The organism is Klebsiella sp. LTGPAF-6F, from assembly GCF_001753185.1.
GTDB classification, from domain to species: Bacteria; Pseudomonadota; Gammaproteobacteria; order Enterobacterales; family Enterobacteriaceae; genus Klebsiella; species Klebsiella michiganensis.
In genome coordinates this window covers 4,099,730-4,125,913 of sequence record NZ_CP017450.1, presented here as the reverse complement: position 1 = coordinate 4,125,913, position 26,184 = coordinate 4,099,730, and the positions used below count along the sequence as shown (strand labels likewise).

Genomic DNA, 26,184 nt, shown 5'->3' with positions numbered 1-26,184 from the left:
GCGATGAAACCACTGCTGGATGTGCTCGTCATTCTTGATGCCCTCGACAAAGAGGGCAGTTTTGCCGCCGCCTCGGCGAAGCTCTATAAAACGCCGTCGGCGCTGAGCTACACCATTCATAAGCTGGAAAGCGATCTCAATATTCAACTGCTTGACCGCAGCGGCCACCGGGCGCGCTTTACCCGTACCGGGCAGATGCTGCTGGAAAAGGGGCGCGACGTGCTGCACACCGCCCGAGAACTGGAAAAGCAGGCCGTCAGGCTGCATCAGGGCTGGGAAAATGCACTGATACTCAACGTCGACGCCACCTTTCCGTTCCCGCTGCTGGCTCCCGCGATCGCGGCGTTCTATCACCAGCATCACGCCACCCGCCTTGAATTTCGCCGCGATAACACGGGCGCAAACTGGCAGATGCTGATGGAAGGGCGGGCGGATCTTCTGCTCGGCGTGCTGGGCGACCCGCCGGCGCTCAGCGGCTGCGGCTCTGTTCTGCTGGGAGAGGTGGCGCAGGCGTTTGTTGTTGCGCCCCGGCATCCGCTTGCGCAGATTGCCGGCCCGCTGGGCTGGCGGACGTTGCGCCGTCATCGGGCTATTGTGGCCGACGGCGCGTGGCCGCAGATTGACGCTCAGGATAGCCTGGCGGTATTCGATCTTTCCGCCCGGCTGACGCTGCTGTGCGCCGGACTGGGATGGGGCTATTTGCCGCTATTTCAGGTACAGCCTTTCATCGCCCGCGGCGAGCTACAAATATTAAAAACGACGGTGCCTGAACCGGTCAATCGCGCGTGGATAGGCTGGAATGAAGATATTTGCGGCCAGGCGGGCGAGTGGTGGCGAAAGGAGATATTAGCAAATAGTGCTATCCATCAGGTCTATAATACTAAAATCGTATGAATATTAATCTGTTAGAGAATCGCCGTAATTATTAAGCCTTGTAACATCTTGTCATCGTGCCTGTAGTTGTTGCAAAATACGCGTCCTGAAAATCAGAAACTGGCCGACGCTTTTTTAAAGTGTCGGTTATTTTTTTGGTTGAAAGACACATCATTCAATACCAAGAGGCCGGGCTTCGTACCGGATAGATATTTACTAAAAACCGACAGTGGTTGTCGCTGAGGAATACAAAGAAATGGGGCAATTTTTTGCTTACGCGCTGGCGTTCACCGTAAAAGGGGATAACTATGTCGCATAACGCTACTCCAAAAACCTCTCGCGTGGAATTACGTAAAACGCTTACGTTGATTCCGGTTGTCATGATGGGCCTGGCCTATATGCAGCCGATGACGCTGTTCGATACGTTTGGTATCGTCTCTGGATTGACTGATGGTCACGTTGCGACGGCTTACGTCTTCGCGCTGATCGCCATTCTTTTCACGGCGCTGAGCTACGGTAAACTGGTTCGCCGTTTCCCGTCGGCGGGTTCCGCTTATACCTACGCGCAGAAATCCATTAGCCCGGCCGTTGGCTTTATGGTTGGCTGGTCATCGCTGCTGGACTACCTGTTCATGCCGATGATCAACATTCTGCTGGCGAAAATTTACTTTGAAGCGCTGGTGCCTTCTATTCCATCGTGGATCTTCGTTGTCGCGCTGGTGGCCTTTATGACCATCTCCAACCTGCGCAGCATCAAGACCGTGGCGAACTTCAACACCCTGATCGTTATCCTGCAGATGGGCATCGTGGCGGTGATTGTTGGCCTGATTATCTACGGCGTTATGCACGGCGAAGGCGCGGGCACGCTGACCAGCACCCGTCCGTTCTGGTCTGAAGGCGCGCACGTGGTGCCGATGATTACCGGCGCGACCATTCTGTGCTTCTCGTTCCTCGGCTTCGACGGTATCTCTTCGCTGTCTGAAGAGACCAAAGACGCAGAGCGCGTGATCCCGAAGGCTATCTTCCTGACCGCGCTGATTGGCGGCCTGATCTTTATCGGCGCTTCCTACTTCCTGCAGCTGTACTTCCCGGATATCTCGCGCTTTAAGGATCCGGACGCATCGCAGCCTGAAATCATGCTGTACGTGGCGGGCAAAACCTTCCAGTGGGGCGTGCTGATTTTCTCCAGCGTCACCGTACTGGCGTCCGGCATGGCCGCGCACGCGGGCGTTTCCCGCCTGATGTACGTGATGGGCCGCGACGGCGTGTTCCCGACGCGCTTCTTCGGCTACGTGCATCCGAAATGGCGGACTCCGGCGTGGAACGTGCTGCTGGTTGGCGCAATTGCGCTGCTGGCGATTAAATTCGACCTCGTCACGGCGACGGCGCTGATTAACTTCGGCGCGCTGGTGGCGTTCACCTTCGTTAACCTGTCGGTGATCTCCCAGTTCTGGATCCGTGAAAAGCGCAACAAAACGCTGAAAGACCACTTCAACTATCTGGTTCTGCCGGTGTGCGGCGCGCTGACCGTTGGCGCACTGTGGATCAATCTGGAAGAGAGCTCCATGATTCTCGGCCTGATCTGGGGCGGTATTGGTCTGGTCTACCTGGCCTGCGTGACCAAAAGCTTCCGCAACCCGGTACCGCAGTACGAAGACGTTGCCTGATCGCGTTTGGTGATGTGAAAAGCCGGAGGGAGACCTCCGGCTTTTTTGTTTCTGGCGTTCCGCAGGCCGGGCAGGAGCCCGGGTAACCGCTACTCAAAACAGACGCTGCGCTCCCGGCACTCGTCGCAGCTTGGCGACCGGCAGATAACTTCCCCCTGCTGGAGCAAACAGCGCTGACGGTAAAAGAACTTTTTCCAGCGCATATTGTGTTCGTTCATCACCACCAGCTGCGGAAAGCAGTCGATCATCAGCAGGCGCAGTTCAGCGCGCGACGCAAGGCCCAGATCCTGCCAGAGATGGTTAAACGCCAGCGAAACCTCGGCGATAATCTGCGCCATCGGCCCGGCCTCCTGCTGCATCCAGCCCGCCAGCCACGCGCCCAGCTGCTGGCGCTCCTCCTCGCGGGTAGCGTTGAGTTCGCTCATCAGGCGGCGGCGGGTTAGCGCCTCGCCGTCCAGCGGCGTCTCCGCCTCGCCCAGGCGTCGCCGCAGCGCCTGCCAGTCGCGCGGGCTAAGCCCCATGCGCAGCGGAAAGCTGCCTTTCCCCGCGTGGTACAGCAGCCATAAGCGCCGCAGCCAGTCGAGCGGCGGCATCAGGCGACCCCCTTATGCGGCAGCGCGGCAGGCCAGCTCCCCCGGCGCTGCTGCCACCACGCGGGCAGCACTTCGGAGACCGGCCGCCATGCGCCGTCAACGCACGGTTCAATGCCTTCCTGTTCCAGCATTTGCCACGGCGTATGGCCGATACGCACGCAGAATACGGCTTTAACGTCCGCCAGCAGTTCGAGGATCGCCGCGAACCGGGCCGCGTTATCCTGCGGCTCGCACTCTTCGCGCCCCTGACAATATTTAGGCGTAAACCGTTCGTTGACCAGCACCATGCCGGCGGCCGAGAGGCTGTAGATAGAGAACCGGTCGGTGTGGCCAAAGTGGCAATCAATCACGTCCCCGCGGCTTGACGCCACGGCGACCAGGCAGGCGTCATCGGCTTCAGATTCGCCGCGGGTGGCAATGCTGGCGTGCAGCTGCGCGCGCTGGTGGAGGATCGGCAGCCAGGCCGGGAGGCTCTCCGGGGCCGGAAGCTGGGTAAACTGCTGGCTGCGGTCTTCGCCAAGCATCCCGATGGCGTCGGCGCGGCACTGGTGGCAGTGGGTCATCTGCGGCATCACTTCTCCGCACCGGCTGCGGGTGGCGGCGAGCGTCTCTGCGTCCGGCTCCGGCTGGCCGTTGAGGCCAAACACCGTGCCGTGCTCCGGCCTGGCGATCAGCGGCATAATATTATGGATAAACGCGCCGCTGGCCCGCAGCGCGCGGCTCACGTCGGCCATGCCGCTATCGTTGATGCCGGGGATCAGCACCGAATTTATTTTCACCAGCACGCCCTGGGCGGTCAGCCTGCGCACGCCCTCCAGCTGACGGGCAATCAGAATCTCTCCCGCTTCGCGTCCGCTGTAGCGCTCGCCGTCCAGCCATAGCCAGGCGTAGATTTGCGCGGCAATCTCCGCGTCGAGGGTATTAATGGTGACCGTAACGTGGTCAACCCCGACGTCCAGCAGGCGGTCCACCGCGTCGGGCAGCATCAGCCCGTTGGTCGACAGGCATAACTTCAGGTCCGGCAGCTGTTCGTGGATCAGCTCCAGGGTACGGAAGGTGCGGGCAATATTGGCGAGCGGATCGCCGGGGCCGGCGATGCCGACCACCGAAAGCTGCGGGATCGCCTGTGCGACCTGACGCACTTTGACGACCGCCTGCTCAGGCGTGAGCAGCGTTGACGATACGCCGGGGCGGGACTCATTGCTGCAATCGAATTTGCGATTACAGTAATTGCACTGCAAATTGCAGGCGGGCGCGACGGGCAGATGCATCCGCGCAAAACGGTGATGCCCATTACGAGAGTAGCAGGGGTGCGCGGCAGCTTTATCGGCCACAAGCGGCGTCAGGGCGCTGTCATCCGCCGGGCGGCAGGCTGGGCCGCCAGAAAAAGAGGAGCAGGAAGTCATGGTCATACCTTCGTGGTTGGGCGATACCTTCCTGCTGCAAATGCTATACCAGAGGGGGTTTTTGCAACGCTATGAAAAATAATCGCTTTAACTGACTGCCGGCCAGGTAAAATTGTCGTAATTCCGCCGCGCTGGCGACAATGTCCTGAATCTCACATAACGCTTCACAGCCGCGGCATGGTGATATCCATGATCTGAATGCGATACGCCACCTGACGCGGCGTCATCCCGAGCAGCCGCGCCGCTTTGGCCTGCACCCAGCCCGCTTTCTCCAGGGCGGCGATCAGCCGCTGGCGCTCGTCGAGGCTGTTGTCGAGCCAGCCGTCTTCAGTCTGGCCGCCGTTGGGCAGCGCTTTCGGCGGGTTATCGCGATGGTTGAACAGAATCACGTCCCGGTCGATCAGGCCGCTTTCCGACATCACCGCCGAACGTTCGAGACAGTTTTCCAGTTCGCGGACGTTTCCCGGCCAGCTGTACTCCATCAGCAGGCGAATTGCCCCATCGCTGATGCGCAGCGTTCGCCCCTGGCCGTGGGCGATTTTACGTACCAGAAAATGCGCCAGTTCAGCGATATCCTCCTGGCGCTCGCGCAGCGGCGGCAGCGCGATAGGCATTACGTTCAGGCGGTAGTAAAGGTCTTCGCGGAAATGCCCCAGCCGCACCTCCTCTTCCAGATGGCGGTTGGTCGCCGCGATGATGCGTACGTTGACGCGCAGGGTTTCATCGCCGCCGACGCGCTCCATCTCTCCTTCTTGCAGAATTCGCAGCAGCTTGGCCTGAAACGAGGCGCTGCTTTCACCGATTTCATCCAGGAATAGGGTGCCGCCGTCCGCCAGCTCAAAGCGGCCTTTCCGCTGGCGCACCGCGCCGGTGAACGCGCCTTTCTCATGGCCGAACAGCTCGCTCTCCAGCAGATTGTCCGGCAGCGCCGCGCAGTTAAATTTGACGAATGCGGCGGCGGCGCGCGGGGAATTATGATGAATGGCGTTGGCGATCAGCTCTTTCCCGGTGCCGCTCTCGCCGCGCACCAGCACCGTGGTATCCCAGCGGGAGACCTGACGGATAATGTCCATAATCTGCCGCATCGCCGGGCTTTTGCCGACCATATTCTCCAGGCCGAAACCGCGCGAAGGGGTACAGGCGCGCGTGCGCTCAACTCGGGGGCTCTGCTGCTGCGGCTGCGCGGCGGAGGTCGGCAGAATCATCAGGCGAATCGTCTGGGCCACCAGATTGGCGACGGTTTCGAGAAAGCGCGTGCAGGCGGGTAGCCGCTCTTCCTGACGCGCCATCGGCTGCGCCGCCAGTACGCCGATGGGCCGGGAATGAGGGCCCATCAGCGGAACGGCGATAAACGGCAGGTCGTAGTCGTACAGGCTCAGACGATCGAGAAAGCGCTGGTCATCGGCGACGCGCGGCAGCACCAGCGACTGGCCCTGCGCCAGCACGGTACCGACCAATCCTTCCCCCGGCCGGTAGCGAATTTGCGTACTGCCGGGCAGCGTCTGGTTTTCCGTTTGCTGTAGCGCTTCGATGCTCAGGATCTCCTGCTGGCTGTCGTACAGGCAAATCATCCCGTGCTGCATAAACGCATCGTTATGTAAAACGCTCAGCACCTCCTGCAGGGTTTTGCTCGCTTCGGTAGCGCGGCTCAGCACCACGCTTATCCGCTGCATGGCGGTAAACTGTTGGGAGAGATCGAAGCGCCTGACGGTGGTGTCCGAATCGGATTTATGGATCATTGCTCACCTCCGGTCAGGGTATCAAAGAGCGGGAATCGCAGAACGAGGCTGGTGCCTCCCTGCGGGCGCGAAGCCAGTTCAATCGCGCCGCGGTGGTAGGCGACCAGCGTTTGGATCAGCCGCAGCTCCATCCCTTTGCCGGGAGAGTTTAAAGCATCGGGGGAGTGGGCGTAGCGCACCTGCAGCAGCGGTACATTGTCGTTGAGATACAGCGAGAGCCAGCCCTCGTCCTCTTCGGCATAAAGCTCGATCTCCAGCGGTACGGAGGGCAGTTCAGCGGCGAGGGCCAGCGTCCGATCGAGCCATAAACTTAAGCAGGCCAGCATCTGGGTACGCTGGCCGAAGCCGACCAGATGCGGCGATGCCATGTCAACCCGCAGCCGCGAGCGGTCGTCAAAGCGGGTGCGGTAGAGGGCGTACAGGTCGTCAAAGAAGGGCTGAAGCGGCCAGACGGCGCTGCTTTCCAGTTCGAGAGAAGGGCGGCAGCGCTGCAGTCGCGCCATGGCCTCTTCGCCTTCGCGCCACGCCGCGTCCAGCGCCACGTTGCCGCTGCCTTCGCCGTTCAGCCGACGGGCCGCCGCCAGCATATTGATCGGGCAATTAAGCTGAATCAGCGCCGCGTCCAGCGACTCGCGAATGGCGGCCAGCAGCTTTCCGGCGGTCATCTGCTGCTTCAGACGGTCGAGACGGCCCTGCTCCTGCTGCTGGCGCTGCTGGGTGCAGTCGGCGATCACCACCAGCGTGCGCGCCGGGGCGCTGTCGACAAAATAGCGGCTGGCCTCTTCGCTTACGCCGGGCAGCCCCCAGCAGGTCACCGACAGCCAGCGCACCGCGCCGCGAACCACTACCGGCAGGATTTGCTCCGCGCCGGGCCCCATTTTGCGCGGTGAAATCTGGAGCTCGACCAGCAGCTCTTTTCCGCCGCAGTCCGCGCAGTACGTTTTGTAGGCGAGATTATCCATCACCACCCGATCCTGCTCATCCACCACGACCACGGCGGCGGGGATGTTGTTGAGCACCGCCTCCATCAGCGTCATATGATTGCGCAGCCGCTGTTCCAGGGTATAGCTGACGCTGATATCCCGCTGCATCGCCAGATAATGCTCCAGCTCGCCCTGAGGATTCAGCACCGGCGTGATGTCGATATCCACCAGATACAGGCCGCCGTCGCGGCGCTGATTAATCAGCTGGCCGCGCCACGGCTGGCGCTGAAGCAGGGTTTGCCACATCTGCTGGTAGATTTCTCGCGGCGTCTGGCTGCTGGCCAGCAGGCGCGGGTTTTGATTGAGCAATTGCGCCAGCGAATATCCGCTCTGGCGGCAAAACGCCGGGTTGGCGTAGATAATATTCGCCCGGGCATCGGTGAGGGAAATGGCTACCGATGCCTGTTCGACCATCGTAAAAAATAGCCCCGGATGTTGTTGAGTCAGCGCACCGGCAATCGCCTCGGGTACGGCGTTATCGAGCATCATATTCAGGGTCATCGCAAACTCCTGTGTCGCAGTTATGACAATTTGTCCGACACCGTGACGAGAACGCCGCGGCGTTTGTCGAATCTCGATAACCATGCAAAGCGTGCGCCCTTATCGGCGTGATAAGCAGAAACATTGATCCGGTAGGGGAAAAACCAGCGCTTTTTTCATTTTAAGCGCCCCGCCGGCCCCGCTGCGGGCGGCGGGAGGGCGCGGAAGCGATCGTTTTGGGGCAGGGGTGAGCCGCGATAGTGCAAAGAAACCTGGCACAGCCTTCGCAATACCTCTGCGAGAACGCGTATTTTCAACCCCCTTTCCGACAGGAGCGCAATATGGCGAACATTGGTATTTTCTTTGGCACCGATACCGGTAAAACCCGCAAAATCGCGAAAATGATCCACAAACAGCTGGGCGAGCTGGCGGATGCCCCGGTCAACATTAACCGCACGACGCTGGACGACTTTATGGCCTATCCGGTGCTGCTGCTGGGCACGCCGACGCTCGGCGACGGCCAGCTGCCGGGGCTTGAGGCCGGATGCGAAGGCGAATCATGGAGCGAATTCATCAGCGGCCTCGACGACGCCAGCCTGAGCGGGAAAACCGTGGCGCTGTTCGGCCTCGGCGACCAGAAAGGCTACCCGGACAACTTCGTTAGCGGGATGCGTCCGCTGTACGACGCTCTGCGCGCGCGCGGCGCGCAGATAATCGGCAGCTGGCCAAATGAGGGCTATGAATTCAGCGCCTCTGCGGCGCTGGAAGGCGAACGCTTTATTGGGCTGGTACTGGATCAGGATAACCAGTTCGACCAGACCGAAGCGCGTCTGGCGAGCTGGCTTGAGGAGATTAAACGCACGGTGCTGTAGGCGTTAACGGGTAGCCGCGAGGCTACCCGCACAGGCCCGGCTGACGGGAGATCGTTTGTTCCAGCCACTGGCGCTGATGGCGCTGCTGGCTCTGCTGCCAAAGATAATCGCGCGCGCTCTCCAGCGCCTGCTGCGGCTCCATGGGCGCGGCGGGACGAATTGCTTCACACCATAAAAGATGCCACCCCAGCTCGCTGGCGACGGGGAGGCTCAGGGCGTTTTCCGTCAGTGAAAACAGCGCCGTCTCGAGCTGGGGATAGAGCAGCCCGCGGCTAATCCAGCCCAGACGGCCCTCTTCCAGGGCGCTTGGGCAGTGGGAATGGCGGCGAGCCAGCGGAGCAAACGCGTCCCGGGAGACGTTGATTTGCCGATACAGGCCGAGGATCCGCCGGTGTACGGCTTCGCGGTCGCCATCGACCGTCAGCAGCAGGTGGCGGGTCAGACGCTGCTCCGGGCGCATAAACTGCGTCTGGTGGCGCAGGTACCAGGCCTGCACCGTAGAGAGATCCGGCTGCGGCGCCTGGCGGGCGATATCGGTAAAGCCGACCTCCAGTCGGGCGTGATGCAGCACGATGGCTGCGCGCTCCGGCGGCGTAAATTCCCCCTCGTCGAGCCAGACGGCAAGGGAGGCGGCGATATTCTCCAGCAGCGCCGCCGGAATATCGCTTTCCGGGACCCGCGCGACGATCGCCTGCTCCATGCGGCACTGACGTTGCCAGGCCTGTTCAAAAGCCTGCGTATCGGCCGGCTCCAGGGCCGTCGGGTCGCTATTCCAGCGGCTGCGCGCCAGCCGCTGCCGGGCAAAACGTTGCCATGGGTTCATTCTTCTCTCTCCTCTATAAGGGTGATGGCCCGCGCCGGAACCCTGAACCAGCGGCCGCTAAAGTCCACGGTGTAGCTGTCGCCGGTCTCTCCGCGATCGGTCGCCTCGATGCGTCCCCGCTGGCCGACGGCCACGACGACTTCGCCGTTGACCGCGAGCGCCATCTGGCAGGTCACGCTATCCCCATATTGCAAGTTTCCGGCCAGCCACGGCTGGGTGATGGGGATCAGCTCCTGTTCGCGGCAGCCGATGATCCGATCGCTCTCCGGAAAGTGGATCTGGTAGATAATTTGATCCTGCAAAAAAACGCCCCAGTCGCGCACAAAGCCGGTGCTGCCGCGCCTGACCAGCAGCGCGCCGGGGGAGAAGCCCGCCACGGTGCCGTCGTTACGAATCGCGCGTACGACGCGGACCTCTTCGCTAAAGGTGAATTTCGGTCTCATGTTCCGCTCTCCTGAAACTGTTGCTGATAGCTCTCCGCGAGCAGTCGTCGCGCCAGCAGCCAGTGAGCGCGGGCGTTTTCCTCCAGCCGGTTTTGCAGCGGCACCTCGGCGCGCAGTTTGCGGTGAAAGGTTGCCAGCACCGGCAGGCAGCAGCGGCCAAGCAGCTCGGGCTGGTAGGGGACGGAGAAAAACTGGAAAAAGGATTCGGCGGAGCGAAGTTCGTCCACGCCGGGAATTTGATAAAACCACTCCATCATTACCCCCTCGCCCGCAGGGCGGATTCACCGCACAGCTCGTCGTAGATAGCCACCAGCTCATAATCTTTCGGGCTGCGCTTCCAGTTCTCGGCGAAGCGGCGGATGGCGGGCAGCAGCTGGTTAATTTGCGCGGCGTTAAGGTGATAGCCCATCTGGTCAAATACGCCGTTGACCGCCTGACGCCCGGAGTGTTTACCCAGCACCAGCCGGTAGCTGCGGCCCATCAGGGAAGGGGCGATCGACTGATAGCTCTCGCTGTCGCGCAGCAGCGCCGCCACGTGGACCCCTGATTCATGGGTAAACACCAGCTCGCCGACCAGCGGCTGCTGCGGGTCGATGGCGCGCTGGGCGGCTTCGGCGACCCTCTGACAGAGCGCGGGCAGCGCCGGAAAATGCACGCCGGTCTTCACGCCGAGGCAGCGCTCCAGGCCCAGCGCGACGGTTTCCAGCGCCGCGTTGCCCGCCCGCTCGCCGAGGCCGAGGATCGTCGTATTCACGCTGGTGGCCCCGGCGCTTACCGCCGCCAGCGTATTGGCGGTGGCCATACCCAGGTCGTTGTGGGCGTGCATTTCGATTTCTCCGGACCAGACTTCGCGCAGGGCCGAGATTTGCGCCGCGGTGGTGAGGGGGTCGAGCAGGCCGACCGTGTCGGCATAGCGCAGGCGGGCGGCGCCGCACTGCTGCGCGACCTCGGCGATAGCGCGCAGGGCCTGGACGCCGGCGCGCGAGGCGTCCTCGCAGCCGATGCATACCCGCAGACCGAGCGTATGCGCAAGGCGGATAAACATCGCCAGCCGCTCCAGCAGCACCGTCAGCGGCTCGCGCAGTTTGTACTGCCGCAGCTTATCTGAAGCCGGAATCGAAATATCCACCCAGTCAACGCCCAGATCGGCGCTCTGGCGGATTTCCAGCGCGTTCATCCGGCACCAGGTCATCAGCGTCGCGTCGGGCAGCTGGCGACGCACCAGCTGGATCCGCGCGATCTCCTCGTCCCCCATCGCCGGGGTGCCGACCTCCATCGCCGTAATCCCTGCGGCATAAAGCGCCTCGGCAATGGCGACCTTTTCGCTGGTGCGAAAGGCGACGCCGGGGCTCTGTTCGCCGTCGCGCAGGGTGGTATCGTTAATCAGCACGCGTCCCATCAGCCACCTCCGCCTTAGCCGTAAACCGGCGTGAAGACGGCGTCCGCCGGGCGCGGCTTGCCGTTGTGCCAGTAGGGCGACAGCGCGCGCAGCCGGTCGATAATCGGCGGCAGCGCGGTGACGACGTAATCGATCTCTTTCTCCCGGGTGTAGCGCGAGAGGGAAAAGCGGATGGTGCCGTGGGCGGCGGTATAGGGGATATTCATCGCCCGCATCACGTGGGAGGGTTCCAGCGAGCCTGACGTGCAGGCGCTGCCGCTGGAGGCGGCGATCCCGGCCTGGTTGAGCAGCAGCAGAATGGCCTCTCCCTCAATAAACTCAAAGGCCAGATTCGCCGTGCCGGGCACCCGCGGCTGGCTACCGCCCATCACCATGACCGACGGCACGCAGGCCAGCAGGCGATGCTCCAGCCTGTCGCGCAGCTGGCCGATATGCGCCATTCCCGGCAGATGAATATTCGCCAGCTCGCAGGCCGCGCCCATGCCGACGATTCCGCAGATATTTTCCGTCCCGGCGCGCCGACCGTACTCCTGATGACCGCCGCGCAGCAGCGGGCGAAAGCGCGTTCCCCGGCGCAGATAGAGGCAGCCTACGCCTTTTGGTCCGTGAAACTTATGCGCCGAGCAGGAGAGCATGTCGATGCGGGTCTCGCCCACGGCAATCGGCATTTTGCCCACTACCTGTACCGCATCGCAGTGAAACAGCGCCCCTTGTTCATGGGCCAGCTCCGCCATTTCGGCGATCGGGAAAAGCACCCCGGTTTCGTTATTCGCCCACATCACGCTGACCAGCGCGACGCGCGGGCTGAGCGCGGCGCGGAACTGCGCCATGTCCAGCGCCCCCTCGCTATCCACCGCGACGCGATGAATCAGGTAGCCCTGGCGCTCCAGGTGCTCGCAGGCCGCCAGCGTCGCCGGATGTTCGACCGCGCTGGTGATAATTTCGCGCCGCTCCGGCAGCAGGGCGATGGCCGAGGCGATGGCGGTGGCGGTAGCTTCGGTGGCGCAGGAGGTAAAGATGATCTCGCTGGGATACTCCGCGCCCAGCAGCGCCGCGGTCTGTTGATGCGCGCGCTCCAGAGCCGCCTGGGCCGGTAGGCCAAAATCGTGTATCGACGAGGGGTTGCCGTAAAAGTCGGTCAAAAAGGGCATCATCGCTTCCAGAACCATTGGGTCCAGACGGGTGGTGGCGTTGTTATCGAGATAAACCTGTTTCATCTTGTCCCCCTAGGGTCAGTTAACCGCGGCTCAGGCCGCCACCACTTCCATATAACAGCCGGTACGTTCCATCAGTTTTTGCTGCAGCCAGGCCAGGGTCATATCGGTCATCATGCAGCCGCTACAGCTGCCGGAGAGGCTGACGGTCACCTGGTGGTTGGCGACGCTGAGCAGCGACATATCGCCGCCGTCGGCCTGAATATGCGGGCGCAGTTCAGCGATGGTCTCGACGACGCTCTGCCAGTGCGGATCTTTGCCGCTGGCCGCAGCGGGCGGCGTCTGCGGCGGCTGCGCGAGGATCTCCGCCAGCGCCAGCTCGATTTTTTCGTGGCAGGCGGTGCAGCCGCCGCCCGCTTTGGTGTAGTTGATCACCTCTTCAAGGGTGGTCAGGCCGTTGTTCTGCACCGCGCGGCGAATGTGTCCTTCATCGACGCCGAAGCATTTGCAGATCAGCTTGCCCTCCTCATGCTCCTCCTCCAGGCTTTCGCCGCGAAAGTTGGCGATGGCCGCGCGCAGGGCCTCCTGGCCCATCACCGAGCAGTGCATTTTCTCCGGCGGTAGCCCGTCGAGATAATCGGCAATCTGCTGATTGGTTATCTGCCCGGCTTCGGCCAGGGTATGGCCGATAATCAGCTCCGTCAGCGCGGAGGAGGAGGCGATGGCGCTACCGCAGCCGAAGGTCTGGAAGCCCGCTTCCTGGATAATTTCGCTTTGCGGGTCAACGCGCAGCATCAGGCGCAGCGCGTCGCCGCAGCTTAATGACCCCACATCGCCTACCGCGTTGGCGTTGTCCACCACGCGCGCGTTGCGGGGATTAAAAAAATGGTCTTTCACTTTCTCGGAGTAATTCCACATGCTGTCAGCTCCAGGGATGATGACGGAAAACGCCGGGGCGCGGTTCACCGCAGGAGTGCGGTGGCGTTAACGAACTAGCAAATGCGATACCAGAGAATAAAATGCAATATTTTCAATTTGTTATATTTTTCCCTGACAAGACGCGCCCGACAGTGTCGGGATGTTTTGTGGGCTTTGTCACACAAACGACACGGCTAGCGGCGCGGGTCCGGTTCTTCATGCCACTCCTGTTCCTGCAGCAGACGGGTAAAGCGCTCCGGGTCGCGCTGGCGCGCATTTTTGCGCTGCCCTTTGTCGTACCAGTAAAGCTGGATCTCCTGCAGTAAGCCGACGATGGTGGTATCGGCGGGAACGCGTTCGGCGCGGACGCCGACCTGCAACAGCTGACGAAAAACCGCGTCGCCAATCGCCACGCAGAACAGCGTGACGCAATCCTCAAGGGCGTGGATCCGCCTGGCGATCTTCTCCGTCTGGTGGCCGTTCTCAACGGAGAAATCAACCACCCGGATCAGGGTGACCCGATCCGCCTTGACGCCATATACCACCAGCCGCGGCGTGGCGCCAAAATGCTGATCGACATGACGATAGTCGGAACTGGCGAAGGCGACCTTCATAGACCACTCATCGGAGTGGACCATATCAAACTGACGGTTAATCGGCGGCATAGGCGCCTCCTGTGGAGAGTGAAGATTCGGTGTTCTGGCGAAGCGGCGATCGGTAGCGGGCGAGGTGGTGATGGCGCTCGCGCATCAGGTTTGCCAGCTCGAACAGCGTATCGCGCATTCCGCTGTACCCCTGACGCACCCGGCGGAATTCACCGAGCTTGTCAAAGATCGGAAAACCCGCGCGCACCAGCGGCAGCGCAAACTGCTCCGCCAGGTCGCAGGCGTGGGAGTTGGCCACCAGCAGGTCGGCGGGTTGGGCGCACAGCAGCGTTTGCAGATCCTCCAGATCTCCCGGCACCACGCGTTCCACCGGCAGCTGGCGCAGGCTGGGATGGCCGGTAGGAGCCACCAGCGGGCCGGGCTGCATCCCCTGGCTGTTGGCGAAATCACACCACGCCGCCAGCAGATCGCCTTCCGCCGCTATCGCCATGCGCTGGCCCTGAAGCCACATATGACAGTCGATCATCGCATCCTGCAGCTGGCCGCGCTGGCGCTCCAGCCACGCGGGAACGGCGCGTCCGGAAATTTTCGCCAGTTGATGAATAAAAGCGTCGCAGCGATCGAGGGTCATCAGGTGCGGCAGGGCGATAACCTCGCCCCGGCAGCGCGGGGCCAGCAGCGATGACGCGCGGTGGAGGGAGACGCCAATGGCGAAGCTGCACAGGCTTTGTCCCATCTGTTCTATCTGGCGCAGCGGCGTCCCGCCCTGGGTCAGCGGCAAGAAATCGCCCTGCGCCAGGTGCCCATCCATCGATTGCGCCAGGTCCGGCAGGATTATCGGCTGCAGACCAAAGGCTTCGACGCATCGGCGCAGCCACTCGATATCGCCCGGCGAGCAGAGGTGGCTGACCAGCAGGTTGACCCGGCGATTGCGCTGAGCCGGGCGCGGCGTCGGCGCAACCCACTGCTCAATGGCGCTCTCGAGCACCGCGCTGAAGCCGTTTTCCATGGAACCATAAAAATCCGGCGTGTTAACGGTTAAAATCGCCACGCCCTTGTGCCGGGGATACTCTTCGCGAAACTGGCGAACCACGCGGGAAATGTCGCTGCCCTGAGCCTCAGACAGCCCGGTGCTGAGCAGCACGATAGCCTGCGGCGCGTTGCGCTGGCAGAGGGTGTCCAGGGCGGTGAAAATATTGCCGTCCGCGCCCATAATCGTCGAGGTGGGGTCCATCGCCGTCGACTGCAGGGGAACCGGGTCGTGGAAGTGTTGAATAAAAAAGACTTTGGCGAAGGCGCTGCATCCCTGCGCGCCGTGGACCAGAGGGATGCTGTGTTCAATCCCGAGGCTGGCGAGGATTGCGCCGAGCGGCTGGCCGGTCTTGATCGGGCTGACCGCCAGCGGTTTATCGGTGCGGAAAATGTCTGCCATGGTGAACTCCTTAGTGCCACGGGGCGCGGGCATGGGTTTGCGGCCAGATGGGACTGTCGATGGTCTGACACAGCTGGCGGGCGAGGGTGACGATCCCCTTGTAGCCGGCGAAGGCGTGTTCGCGCTCCTGATTGATATCGAGAAACGGCAGCCTGGCTTTATAGGCGGTGTACATATTGCGTCCGCCGGCAATCATCAGGTCGGCCTGATAGCGATAGACCACATCCAGCAGCGTGCGGGCGTTGCCTTCTTCCAGCATTACCGCCTCTTCGCCCATCAGCTCGCGGATCCGCTGTTTATCCTCTTCGGTGGATTTACGCGTGCCGGTTGCCACCACGGTCATGCCCAAATCCTGAAGCGCCGAGACCACCGACCAGGATTTCACCCCGCCGGTATAGAGCAGCGCTTTGCGACCGCGCAGCCGTTCGCGCCACGGTTGTAGCGCCAGTTCCGCCGCCTGTTCCTCCCGCGCAATCAGCGCTTCGGTGCGCTGGCTAAGGTCGTCATCGTCCAGCAGCGCCGCCAGCTGACGCAGGGCGTCGGAGGTGGCGCGGATCCCGTAGAAGCTGCCTTCGAACCACGGCGTGCCGTAGCGCTGCTCCAGGGCTCTGGCGACGTTAATTAGCGCCCGCGAGCAGACCAGCATATTGGCCTGCGCCCGATGCATGGTCTGGATCTCGGCGAAACGGCCATCGCCGGAGAGGCTGCCGAGCACGCGGATCCCCAGCTCGTCGAGCAGCGGCTGAATATGCCAGAACTCGCCGGCAATATTGAATTCGCCAATCAGGCCAATATCGTGACGCTGCTCCGGGGCAAAGGGCGTGCTCTCCGGCCAGGGCGCGGGCTCGCGCTGACCGATTACCCGTTTCACCATGACTTCGCCGGCCAGCCGGTTACCGAGATTTTTACTGCCGTAAAAACCGGCCGCGTCAATGGCGATAACCGGTACGCCGGTGGCGGTCTGCGCGGCTAGGCATACCGCTTCCAGGTCATCGCCCTCCATGGCCGGTACGCAGGTGTTGTAGATAAAGACCGCCGCCGGGTGATAGCGGGCGACGATATGGCGAACGGCGTGAAACAGGCGACGTTCGCCGCGGCCCATAATCACGTCCTGTTCGTTGAGATCGGTGGTGAACCCGAGCCGATTCAGGGTGGGGCCGGAGCTGGCGCTGCCGCGGTTATCCCAGGAGCTTCCGGCGCAGCCGATGGGGCCATGGACCAGATGCGCCACGTCGGCAATGGGCAGTAGGGTTATCTGCGCGCCGTCGAACGCGCAGCCGCCGGCGGTGGCGCCGGGTTTGGGCGCGCTGCAGCCGGATTTTTGTTTATGGTTGTGTTCACAGGCCGGTTCATCCAGCAGCGCCAGAATTTCATTTCCCTTCATAGTGACCTCGTTGACGGTGGGGGATGAGGGGGAAGATGCAATTCGCGCTCCATAAGCGGCGCCTTGATATTTAAAGAAAAAGGGTTGTTGGCTTTGCGACAAAGCCAACAATCGGACAAGGGATGGCGGGGCGTGTCTTGTTTTGGCGAATAATTGTTTTGGCGAATAATAAGATAAGTGGAATATTCCGTTCACGGCGATATCGCGCTGGCATGGCTATTTGTTGCTGGAAGGCTGGCAGCGAGGGGGTTAGGCGCATCAAGAAAATTGGCGAGAACGCAGGCGCGCATCCAGGACTGGCCACCAGGACGGTGGCCAGAGGGCGGTCGAGACAGGGAGGTCGAGTCCGCCCGTTCCGCCAGATGAAGCCGGAGTGGAGCGTACCGCGCAGCGGCAATTTTCAGCGCGATGCCGGGGGTCATGGGGGGCGGGCGAAACGCCCCCCATGCCGTTCACCCGCAGCGGTCGTCATCAAGAAGCCCGGAACAACCGTGAACGGAATATTCCCCTGACCGTAACGTGGGGAACGCGTCCATACGCAAAAAAAAGCCCGCGGGGTCAGCGGGCAACAAGCACAAAACAGGGATTAAAAAACGCGCGCCTCCAGAGGGTTCTCCCGGTTAAGCCGCTTCGCCAGCCACGGCGGCAAACGGCCGGCCAGCAGCGTATTGATCGCCTTGCACTGGGCATGAATCGTCGTCCCGGGCTGCGCTTTCATCGGGTGGATCCGGTGGCGGATCAGCCGGGCGGCGGCGGGCCCGCCGATCTCCTGACAAAACAGCAGTTGGCAGTCTTCAATCAGCCGGGCGCGCACTTCGCTGGCTTCCTGCTGGGTGGGCGCGGAAGGATAGCGGCGCCGATCGTGCAGCCAGCCGCCTTGCTCATCGAACGCGTAGATAAAAAACAGCCGCCCCTGGCCGAAATGGCCGTTAATCATCAGGCCATCCTGGGAGCAAAACGCCGCCAGCAGCTGCGGCGTTCGCTGGGCAGGGTGAACGATGCGTAAATGGATGGGCAGCGCGCCCTGCAGGCTTGCCATCACCCGCGACCAGCGAGCGGGGGACATCACCGCCGTCGCGGAGGGGAAGCTGGCGGCCAGCTGCGGCTGGGCCAGGGTCGCCAGCCGCGCCGGGGTCAGCGTCTCGCCGCACTCCTGCGCCAGCCAGTCGACAATTTGCGCCGGCTGCAGGTCCGGCAGGGACTGAAACAGCGCCAGCATGCGCCAGAAAAGGGTATCGTTGTCGGACATCTCCAGCTCCTTATATCAACGCGCCGCGCGTCGCGCGCAGGCTTATCGGAAAGGCGGGGCGCCCCGGCTGCGGATTGACGTAGTAGCGGCGTCCCCCTTCCAGCGAAATCGCGCCGCCCCAGCGTTCAGCGTCGTTATGCTCAATCTGCAGCACTCGCGCCTCCAGATCCTGTTTCGCGATATAGGCGTACAGGTCCGCGCCGCGTTCACGGAAAATCACGATGGGCATACTCCCTCCTGGCCCCGCATGACGCGGGGCGCCTGATGGTTAACGGACGAGATCGAAACTGTAATCGGTTTTGCCCAGCTGGCTGGTATCGCTATCCAGTTTCTCCAGCACGGCGTTTACCAGCGTCGTCACAATGTTCATCGCCCCTTCATAACCCCAGGTTGTCTGGCGGTGTAGATGGTGGCGGTCGAACAGCGGAAAGCCGAGGCGGATAAGCGGTACTTCAAAGGCTTTGCCCTTCGCCAGGGTGTCGCGCTGGATAAACTTGCCGTAGGAGTTGCCGATCATAAAGTCCGGCTGACGGGTGAACATCAGCGAACGGAAGTGCCACAAATCGCAGTTGATAAACACTTCGCTGTCGCGCCCGTACGGCGAGGCATCAAGCATTTTCTTCATCGCTTTTTGCCAGCGTTTGTTGGCGTTATGGCTCAGGATCACCGTCGGCTCGCAGCCCAGCTCCAGCAGGAAGCGGGTGAGGCCCATCACGAAGTCCGGGTCGCCGTACAGGCCAAATTTCTTGCCGTGCAGCCAGGTGTGGGAATCGAGCATCATGTCAACCAGCCGGCCGCGCTCAAGGGTGAGGGCGTCGGCGATCGGCTTGCCGCTAAGCTGGCTGACGGTCATCAGCAGTTCATCGGTAGCGGCCAGCCCCAGCGGAATCGCGACCTCGGTGGCGGGCTGGTTCCACATCTCCTGCACCACTTTTTTGCTCTTCAGCAGCTGCCACGGCTGCAGAAGCAGCGTATCGATGGCGTCAGGGGCCTCTTTCATCTCCTGCTGCGTGGTGCCGCCGGAATACATCCGATAATGGCCGTCGGCGGGCGTGTCGAGAACTTCTGACGGATCGGAGAGCAGGCTGCACGGCACCGCCATCTGTTTCATCATCCGCTTTAATACGCGGAAGTTGCCGAGATAGGTTTCAAAGCCGGTCACCAGATTGAGCTTCTGCAGTTTGCCCGGCTGCCCCTGGTAGCCCGCGGTGAAGGTTTTGGCGAAGCCTTCAAACATGTTGTCCCAGCCGGTGACGTGGCTGCCGATAAAGCTTGGCGTATGGGCATGGGGCACGGCGATGCTGCTATCGACGAAGCCATCTTTTTTGGCGTTGGCGATAAACGCCTGCAGGTCATCGCCGATGACTTCCGCCATGCAGGTGGTGGAAACCGCGATGATCTCCGGCTTGTACAGCGCGCTGGCGTTTTGCAGACCCAGATTCATGTTGTTGTTGCCGCCGAAGACCGCCGCGTCTTCGGTCATCGAGTCGGAGACACAGGCGATCGGCTCTTTGAAATGGCGGTTAAAATAGGTGCGAAAGTAGGCCACGCACCCCTGTGAGCCGTGGACGTACGGCAGGGTATTGGCAAATCCCAGCGAGCAAAGCACCGCGCCAAGCGGCTGGCAGGCTTTCGCCGGGTCAACGGTCAGCGCCTCGCGCTGGAAGTTCAGCGCTTCATACTCGGCGGTGGTGGTCCAGGTAAAGACCTCCTGCACGCGCTGGGCATCGTGCGCTTCCTCCAGCTGCCGCTTATTGCGGAACAGCTCCTGGTATTCATCCTGTTCGAATAGCGGATAGCAGCTATTAATTTTATCAATCGTTTGGCTCATGGTGTTCTCCTCCCGCGCCACAAATCGGTGAACAGACGGGACAGTGAGTGGGCAATCACGCAGACTTCAGCCACGGCGCGGTGAGTTCGTTCCACGCCGGGTTGTTCAGGGTCATATCCATATCGCGGGCGAAAATGGCGAAACCATCGTAGCCGTGGTACGGGCCGGAATAGTCCCACGAGTGCATCTGGCGGAACGGCACGCCCATTTTCTGGAAGATATATTTTTCCTTGATGCCGGAGCCGATAAGGTCGGGCTTCAGCGCCTTAACGAACGCTTCCAGCTCATAGCTGCTGGCGTCATCGAACAGCAGCGTGCCCTCTTTCAGATCCGGCAGGGTGCGGTCGTAGTCATCGTTATGGGCAAACTCGTACCCGGCGGCGATGATCTCCATGCCGAGATCCTCGTAGGCGCCGATAACGTGGCGTGGCCGCAGGCCGCCCATATAGAGCAGCACCTTACGCCCCTCCAGGCGCGGGCGATATTTGGCGATAATCGCCGCCATCTGCCCCTCATACCGGGCGATCACCGCTTCGGCGTTCGCGCGAATGGTATCGTCAAACTGGTCGGCGATTTTGCGCAGCGATTCGGCGATTTTGGTCGGCCCGAAGAAGTTGTACTCCATCCACGGAATCTGATGTTTCTCCTCCATATGGCGGGCGATATAGTTCATCGAACGGTAGCAGTGAACCAGGTTCAGCTTGACGAATGGGGTGTTCTCCATCTCCACCAGCGTGCCGTCGCCGGACCACTGCGCGACCACCCGTAGCCCCATCTCTTCAAGCAGGATGCGCGAGGCCCAGGCGTCGCCGCCGATGTTGTAGTCGCCGATGATCGCCACATCGTAAGGGGTGGTTTCAAACGGCTGTCCTTCGCGATTGTTGAGGATCCAGTCGCGCACCACGTCGTTGGCGATATGGTGCCCCAGCGACTGCGACACGCCGCGAAAGCCTTCGCAGCGTACCGGGATCACCGGTTTATCCAGCGCTTTGCTGCTGGCGTTGGCCACCGCGCTGATATCATCGCCGATCAGCCCCACCGGGCATTCCGACTGTATGGTGATCCCTTTGGTGAGCGGGAACAGCAGCTCCATCTCTTCAATCAGCTTGCTGAGCTTTTTATCGCCGCCGAAGACGATGTCGCGCTCCTGAAAATCAGAGGTGAAGTTCAGCGTGCCGAAGCTATCGACGCCGCTGACCCCGGTGTAGTAGTTGCGTCGTCCGGCGCGGGAATACTGGCCGCAGCCGACCGGCCCGTGCGAGATGTGGGCCATATCCTTGATTGGCCCGAATACCACCCCTTTCGAGCCGGCGTAGGCGCAGCCGCGCACGGTCATCACGCCGGGTTGTGATTTGCGGTTAGAGATAATGCACTTGCCGACGCTCTCCATTTGCGGATCGCTGACCATCATGTGCTTTCTGCGCTCTTTTCGCGCGGTTTCCGGGAACACCTCCAGGACTTCCTGGATCAGCGCCAGATTACGTTCGCCCGTTGCGTTGGTCATCATTATTGTCCTGTGCTCAGGCCGCGCTTTCTTCGGCGGCGGTTTTACCAATGATGCTGGTGTCTTCCTCTTCCATGATGCCGAACTCCATCAGCAGCGACTCCAGCTCATCCATGGTGCAGGGTGTCGGCACCACTTTCATGGTGTTGTTGACGATCTTCTGCGCCAGGGTGCGGTATTCGTTGGCCTGCTGGCAGGCGGGGTCGTACTCGATAACCGTCATTCGGCGGATCTCCGCGCGCTGCACGATGTTGTCGCGGGGGACAAAGTGGATCATCTGGGTCCCGAGCTTTTCCGCCAGGGCCATGATCAGTTCGTCTTCACGGTCGGTCTGGCGTGAGTTACAGATCAGGCCGCCGAGGCGCACCTTGCCGGATTTAGCGTATTTAACGATCCCTTTGGAGATGTTGTTGGCGGCGTACATCGCCATCATTTCGCCGGAGCAGACGATGTAGATCTCCTGGGCTTTGTTTTCGCGAATAGGCATGGCGAAGCCGCCGCAGACCACGTCGCCGAGCACGTCATAGAAGACAAAATCGAGATCGTCCTCGTAGGCGCCTTCTTCCTCAAGAAAGTTGATCGCCGTGATCACGCCGCGCCCCGCGCAGCCTACGCCTGGCTCCGGGCCGCCGGATTCCGCGCAGCGCACGTCGCCGTAGCCAATTTGCAGCACGTCTTCGAGCTCGAGATCCTCGACCGAACCGACTTCCGCGGCCATCTCCATAATGGTGTTCTGTGCTTTAGCGTGCAGGATCAGGCGGGTGGAGTCCGCCTTCGGATCGCAGCCGACGATCATCACTTTTTTACCCATCTCCGCCAGCGCGGCGACGAGGTTCTGCGTAGTGGTGGATTTGCCGATACCGCCTTTACCGTAAATAGCGCATTGACGCATGGTCATGGTGACTTCTCCTGTGGTTGAGTGTTTGCCAGCAGAGAAGTGCAGGGAACATACCAGCCGTGCCTGTTTATTTATTTATCTGATTTTTATGAATTTATTAATTCATTGCCGCGCAGGGCGTAAAACAAAACGGCACAATAAGGCGACCAAATGTGGGAAACAGAACAATTCCGCCTGCCGGGGCCATTGTGGCGGTTTGTCGTCTGTTCAACAGCTTGTCGTCCCCTGTGTCTTGTTCCACGCAATCTCTCGGCGCGCTGCGTTGCCTTTATCTTCATAACGCGTTGAATTCGCGCTAACTCTTATGTCATCCGCGAGCTGGCACAGGCTGTGCTTGAGGCAACAACTGGGTTTGCCGCTTATTTGAGGCGGCGAAGATGCCTCTCACCTTCGAGGATTGAACAATGTCCGGAAAAATGAAAACAATGGATGGCAACGCCGCGGCGGCCTGGATCTCTTATGCCTTCACCGAGGTCGCGGCGATTTACCCCATTACCCCTTCCACGCCGATGGCGGAAAACGTCGACGAGTGGGCGGCGCAGGGGAAAAAGAACCTTTTTGGCCAGCCGGTGCGCTTAATGGAGATGCAGTCGGAAGCCGGCGCGGCAGGCGCGGTACACGGCGCGCTGCAGGCCGGGGCGCTCACCACCACCTATACGGCCTCCCAGGGGCTGCTGCTGATGATCCCCAACATGTACAAAATCGCCGGTGAACTGCTGCCGGGCGTCTTTCACGTCAGCGCCCGGGCGCTGGCGACCAATTCGCTGAATATTTTTGGCGATCACCAGGACGTGATGGCGGTTCGCCAGACCGGCTGCGCGATGCTGGCGGAGAATAACGTGCAGCAGGTGATGGATTTGTCGGCGGTGGCGCATCTGGCAGCGATTAAGGGACGCATCCCGTTTGTTAACTTCTTCGATGGTTTCCGCACCTCGCACGAAATTCAAAAAATCGAGGTGCTGGAATATGACCAGCTGGCGACGCTGCTGGACCGGGCCGCGCTCGACAGCTTCCGCCGTAACGCGCTGCATCCGGATCATCCGGTCATCCGCGGAACGGCGCAAAACCCGGATATCTACTTCCAGGAAAGAGAGGCGGGTAACCGTTTTTATCAGGCGCTGCCCGACATTGTCGAAAGCTATATGGCGCAAATCAGCGCGCTCACCGGCCGGGAGTACCATCTGTTTAACTACACCGGCGCGGCGGACGCCGAACGGGTGATTATCGCGATGGGATCGGTCTGCGATACCGTTCAGGAAGTGGTGGATACGCTGAACGCGGCGGGAGAGAAGGTCGGGCTGCTCAGCGTGCATCTGTTTCGCCCTTTTTCGCTGGCCCACTTTTTCGCTCAGCTGCCGAAAACCGTACAGCGGATTGCCGTGCTGGACCGTACCAAAGAGCCCGGCGCTCAGGCCGAACCGCTGTGCCTGGATGTGAAAAACGCCTTCTACCACCACGACGATGCGCCGCTGATTGTCGGCGGCCGCTACGCGCTTGGCGGTAAGGACGTTCTGCCCAACGATATCGCGGCGGTCTTTGACAACCTCAATAAACCGCTGCCGATGGACGGCTTTACCCTCGGGATTGTCGATGATGTCACCTTTACCTCGTTGCCCCCGCGCCAGCAGACGCTGGCGGTCTCGCATGATGGCATCACCGCCTGTAAATTTTGGGGCATGGGCTCGGACGGCACCGTCGGGGCCAATAAAAGCGCGATCAAAATCATCGGCGACAAAACGCCGCTCTACGCGCAGGCCTACTTTTCCTATGACTCGAAAAAATCCGGCGGCATTACCGTTTCGCATTTGCGCTTCGGCGACCGGCCGATCAATTCGCCCTACCTGATCCATCGGGCCGATTTTATCTCCTGTTCGCAGCAGTCCTACGTGGAGCGCTATGACCTGCTGGATGGGTTAAAGCCGGGCGGGACCTTTTTACTCAACTGCAGCTGGTCCGATGCGGAGCTGGAGCAGCATCTGCCGGTCGGCTTTAAACGCTATCTGGCGCGGGAAAATATCCATTTTTATACCCTGAACGCCGTGGATATCGCCCGCGAGCTCGGGCTGGGCGGGCGCTTTAATATGCTGATGCAGGCGGCGTTCTTTAAGCTGGCGGCAATTATCGACCCGCAGACCGCGGCGGATTACCTCAAGCAGGCGGTTGAAAAAAGCTACGGCAGCAAAGGGGCGGCGGTGATCGAGATGAACCAGCGGGCGATCGAGCTGGGCATGGCCTCGCTGCATCAGGTGACCATTCCGGCGCACTGGGCGACGCTGGATGAGCCCGTGGCGCAGGCTTCAGCCATGATGCCGGATTTCATCCGCGATATTCTGCAGCCGATGAACCGCCAGTGCGGCGACCAGTTGCCGGTAAGCGCGTTTGTCGGCATGGAAGACGGCACCTTTCCCTCGGGCACCGCCGCCTGGGAGAAACGCGGGATCGCGCTGGAAGTGCCGGTCTGGCAGCCGGAGGGCTGCACGCAGTGTAACCAGTGCGCCTTTATCTGCCCCCACGCGGCGATCCGCCCGGCGCTGCTCAACGGCGAAGAGCAGGACGCCGCGCCGGCCGGGCTGTTGAGCAAACCCGCTCAGGGAGCGAAGGCGTACCACTACCATCTGGCTATTTCGCCGCTGGATTGCTCCGGCTGCGGCAACTGTGTGGATATCTGTCCTTCGCGCGGCAAGGCGTTAAAAATGCAGTCTCTTGATAGCCAGCGCCAGATGGCGCCGGTCTGGGACTATGCGCTGGCGCTGACGCCGAAGAGCAATCCGTTCCGGAAGACGACGGTCAAAGGCAGCCAGTTTGAAACCCCGCTGCTGGAGTTTTCCGGCGCCTGCGCGGGATGCGGCGAAACGCCTTATGCCCGCCTGATAACCCAGCTGTTTGGCGACCGGATGCTGATCGCTAACGCCACCGGCTGCTCTTCAATCTGGGGGGCCAGCGCGCCGTCGATTCCCTATACCACCAACCACCGCGGCCACGGCCCGGCATGGGCGAACTCGCTGTTTGAGGATAACGCGGAGTTTGGCCTCGGCATGATGCTTGGCGGCCAGGCGGTGCGTCAACAAATCGCCGATGATATGACCGCCGCGCTGGCGCTACCGGTCAGCGACGAACTTAGCGACGCGATGCGCCAGTGGCTGGCGAAGCAGGATGAAGGCGAGGGTACCCGCGAGCGCGCGGACCGGCTCAGCGAACGGCTGGCGGCGGAAAAAGAGGGCGTGCCGCTGCTGGAGCAGCTGTGGCAGAACCGCGACTATTTTGTGCGCCGGTCGCAGTGGATTTTCGGCGGCGACGGCTGGGCCTACGATATCGGCTTCGGCGGTCTCGATCACGTGCTGGCGAGCGGGGAAGACGTGAATATTCTGGTGTTTGATACCGAGGTTTACTCCAATACCGGCGGGCAGTCGTCTAAATCGACCCCGGTGGCGGCCATCGCGAAGTTTGCCGCGCAGGGCAAACGCACGCGGAAAAAAGATCTTGGCATGATGGCGATGAGCTACGGCAATGTGTACGTGGCCCAGGTCGCCATGGGCGCCGATAAAGATCAGACGCTGCGCGCGATCGCCGAGGCCGAAGCCTGGCCGGGACCGTCGCTGGTGATTGCCTACGCCGCCTGCATTAACCACGGGCTGAAAGCCGGTATGCGCTGCAGCCAGCGCGAGGCGAAACGGGCGGTTGAGGCGGGATACTGGCACCTGTGGCGCTATCATCCTCAGCGGGAAGCGGAGGGCAAGACGCCGTTTATGCTCGATTCCGAAGAGCCGGAGGAGAGCTTCCGCGACTTTTTGCTTGGCGAAGTGCGCTACGCCTCGCTGCACAAAACGACGCCGCATCTCGCGGATGCGCTTTTTAGCAGAACCGAGGAGGATGCGCGCGCCCGTTTTGCCCAGTATCGGCGGCTGGCCGGTGAGGAGTAGAGGCCGGCGCG

23 protein-coding genes are annotated in these 26,184 nt (G+C 61.4%); 5 read left to right on the top strand and 18 right to left on the bottom strand.

All coding sequences use genetic code 11. The features are described 5' to 3' along the window. Positions 1 to 3 precede the first annotated feature (3 nt). The 3 genes from BJF97_RS19255 to BJF97_RS19250 all read left to right on the top strand — a co-directional run bounded on the left by BJF97_RS19255 (position 4) and on the right by BJF97_RS19250 (position 2,540). Positions 4 to 894 carry a LysR family transcriptional regulator gene (locus tag BJF97_RS19255; protein ID WP_032693851.1) on the top strand — a complete coding sequence of 297 codons (891 nt, stop codon included), beginning with the start codon at positions 4 to 6 and terminating at the stop codon, positions 892 to 894. Between the two features lie 235 nt (positions 895 to 1,129). After that, positions 1,130 to 1,192, top strand: a complete 63-nt coding sequence (yoeI, locus tag BJF97_RS35700; RefSeq protein WP_096335043.1) for a membrane protein YoeI — start codon at positions 1,130 to 1,132, stop codon at positions 1,190 to 1,192. Further along, entirely contained in the window at positions 1,182 to 2,540 is a 1,359-nt protein-coding gene (locus BJF97_RS19250) for an APC family permease (RefSeq protein ID WP_070082971.1), read from the top strand. Before yoeI ends, BJF97_RS19250 begins: the two co-directional genes overlap by 11 nt. Before the next feature lie 89 nt (positions 2,541 to 2,629). On the opposite strand, the gene BJF97_RS19245 is transcribed toward BJF97_RS19250, so the two are convergent. The 4 genes from BJF97_RS19245 to nifL form a co-directional block, all read right to left on the bottom strand. Further along, positions 2,630 to 3,133: a nitrogen fixation protein NifQ gene (locus BJF97_RS19245; RefSeq protein ID WP_025107738.1), complete on the bottom strand. Its 504-nt coding sequence runs from the start codon at positions 3,131 to 3,133 to the stop codon at positions 2,630 to 2,632. Next, positions 3,133 to 4,539 (bottom strand): nitrogenase cofactor biosynthesis protein NifB, encoded by a 1,407-nt coding sequence (nifB, locus tag BJF97_RS19240; RefSeq protein ID WP_014838929.1) that lies wholly within the window; start codon positions 4,537 to 4,539, stop codon positions 3,133 to 3,135. The genes BJF97_RS19245 and nifB overlap by 1 nt, the downstream gene beginning before the upstream one ends. A 164-nt stretch (positions 4,540 to 4,703) precedes the next feature. Continuing rightward, a complete protein-coding gene (gene nifA, locus BJF97_RS19235; RefSeq protein ID WP_032693850.1) occupies positions 4,704 to 6,278 on the bottom strand; it encodes a nif-specific transcriptional activator NifA in 1,575 nt (524 codons plus the stop codon). Then, positions 6,275 to 7,762, bottom strand: coding sequence for a nitrogen fixation negative regulator NifL (gene nifL, locus BJF97_RS19230; protein ID WP_032693849.1), 1,488 nt, complete (start codon positions 7,760 to 7,762; stop codon positions 6,275 to 6,277). Before nifL ends, nifA begins: the two co-directional genes overlap by 4 nt. Positions 7,763 to 8,082: 320 nt before the next feature. Here nifL and BJF97_RS19225 point away from each other — a divergent pair, with 320 nt between their 5' ends. After that, positions 8,083 to 8,613: a flavodoxin gene (locus BJF97_RS19225; RefSeq protein ID WP_014838926.1), complete on the top strand. Its 531-nt coding sequence runs from the start codon at positions 8,083 to 8,085 to the stop codon at positions 8,611 to 8,613. A gap of 22 nt (positions 8,614 to 8,635) precedes the next feature. Here BJF97_RS19225 and nifM read toward each other — a convergent pair whose 3' ends face one another. From nifM to nifH, 14 genes are all read right to left on the bottom strand, one after another. After that, positions 8,636 to 9,436, bottom strand: coding sequence for a nitrogen fixation protein NifM (gene nifM, locus BJF97_RS19220; protein ID WP_032693848.1), 801 nt, complete (start codon positions 9,434 to 9,436; stop codon positions 8,636 to 8,638). Then, positions 9,433 to 9,879, bottom strand: a complete 447-nt coding sequence (locus BJF97_RS19215; protein ID WP_014838924.1) for a nitrogen fixation protein NifZ — start codon at positions 9,877 to 9,879, stop codon at positions 9,433 to 9,435. The genes nifM and BJF97_RS19215 overlap by 4 nt, the downstream gene beginning before the upstream one ends. Next, positions 9,876 to 10,136, bottom strand: a complete 261-nt coding sequence (locus BJF97_RS19210; protein ID WP_032693847.1) for a nitrogenase-stabilizing/protective protein NifW — start codon at positions 10,134 to 10,136, stop codon at positions 9,876 to 9,878. Before BJF97_RS19210 ends, BJF97_RS19215 begins: the two co-directional genes overlap by 4 nt. Then, positions 10,136 to 11,278 (bottom strand): homocitrate synthase, encoded by a 1,143-nt coding sequence (nifV, locus tag BJF97_RS19205; RefSeq protein WP_032693846.1) that lies wholly within the window; start codon positions 11,276 to 11,278, stop codon positions 10,136 to 10,138. Before nifV ends, BJF97_RS19210 begins: the two co-directional genes overlap by 1 nt. A gap of 14 nt (positions 11,279 to 11,292) precedes the next feature. Continuing rightward, complete coding sequence (gene nifS, locus BJF97_RS19200; protein WP_032693845.1) at positions 11,293 to 12,495, bottom strand: cysteine desulfurase NifS; 1,203 nt, start codon at positions 12,493 to 12,495, stop codon at positions 11,293 to 11,295. A 30-nt stretch (positions 12,496 to 12,525) separates the two neighbouring features. After that, on the bottom strand, positions 12,526 to 13,350 hold the full coding sequence (nifU, locus tag BJF97_RS19195; protein ID WP_014230029.1) for a Fe-S cluster assembly protein NifU: 825 nt from the start codon (positions 13,348 to 13,350) through the stop codon (positions 12,526 to 12,528). A gap of 194 nt (positions 13,351 to 13,544) precedes the next feature. Then, positions 13,545 to 14,015, bottom strand: a complete 471-nt coding sequence (locus tag BJF97_RS19190; RefSeq protein WP_014230028.1) for a NifB/NifX family molybdenum-iron cluster-binding protein — start codon at positions 14,013 to 14,015, stop codon at positions 13,545 to 13,547. Further along, positions 14,002 to 15,387 (bottom strand): nitrogenase iron-molybdenum cofactor biosynthesis protein NifN, encoded by a 1,386-nt coding sequence (gene nifN / locus BJF97_RS19185; protein ID WP_032693844.1) that lies wholly within the window; start codon positions 15,385 to 15,387, stop codon positions 14,002 to 14,004. The genes BJF97_RS19190 and nifN overlap by 14 nt, the downstream gene beginning before the upstream one ends. A 10-nt stretch (positions 15,388 to 15,397) precedes the next feature. Beyond that, a complete protein-coding gene (nifE, locus tag BJF97_RS19180; RefSeq protein ID WP_032693843.1) occupies positions 15,398 to 16,771 on the bottom strand; it encodes a nitrogenase iron-molybdenum cofactor biosynthesis protein NifE in 1,374 nt (457 codons plus the stop codon). Between the two features lie 586 nt (positions 16,772 to 17,357). Continuing rightward, complete coding sequence (locus tag BJF97_RS19175) at positions 17,358 to 18,020, bottom strand: NifB/NifX family molybdenum-iron cluster-binding protein (protein ID WP_032693842.1); 663 nt, start codon at positions 18,018 to 18,020, stop codon at positions 17,358 to 17,360. A gap of 10 nt (positions 18,021 to 18,030) precedes the next feature. Continuing rightward, the gene (gene nifT, locus BJF97_RS19170; RefSeq protein WP_014230024.1) at positions 18,031 to 18,249 is read right to left on the bottom strand and encodes a putative nitrogen fixation protein NifT; all 219 of its coding nucleotides are present in this window, start codon (positions 18,247 to 18,249) and stop codon (positions 18,031 to 18,033) included. A 39-nt stretch (positions 18,250 to 18,288) separates the two neighbouring features. Next, positions 18,289 to 19,851 (bottom strand): nitrogenase molybdenum-iron protein subunit beta, encoded by a 1,563-nt coding sequence (gene nifK / locus BJF97_RS19165; RefSeq protein ID WP_032693841.1) that lies wholly within the window; start codon positions 19,849 to 19,851, stop codon positions 18,289 to 18,291. 55 nt (positions 19,852 to 19,906) lie between these two features. Next, complete coding sequence (gene nifD / locus BJF97_RS19160) at positions 19,907 to 21,355, bottom strand: nitrogenase molybdenum-iron protein alpha chain (RefSeq protein WP_014230022.1); 1,449 nt, start codon at positions 21,353 to 21,355, stop codon at positions 19,907 to 19,909. Between the two features lie 16 nt (positions 21,356 to 21,371). After that, positions 21,372 to 22,253 carry a nitrogenase iron protein gene (gene nifH / locus BJF97_RS19155; RefSeq protein ID WP_004852391.1) on the bottom strand — a complete coding sequence of 294 codons (882 nt, stop codon included), beginning with the start codon at positions 22,251 to 22,253 and terminating at the stop codon, positions 21,372 to 21,374. A 404-nt stretch (positions 22,254 to 22,657) separates the two neighbouring features. Between nifH and nifJ the strand changes: the two genes are divergently transcribed. Further along, the gene (gene nifJ, locus BJF97_RS19150) at positions 22,658 to 26,173 is read left to right on the top strand and encodes a pyruvate:ferredoxin (flavodoxin) oxidoreductase (RefSeq protein ID WP_025107725.1); all 3,516 of its coding nucleotides are present in this window, start codon (positions 22,658 to 22,660) and stop codon (positions 26,171 to 26,173) included. The last annotated feature ends 11 nt before the right edge of the window (positions 26,174 to 26,184 follow it).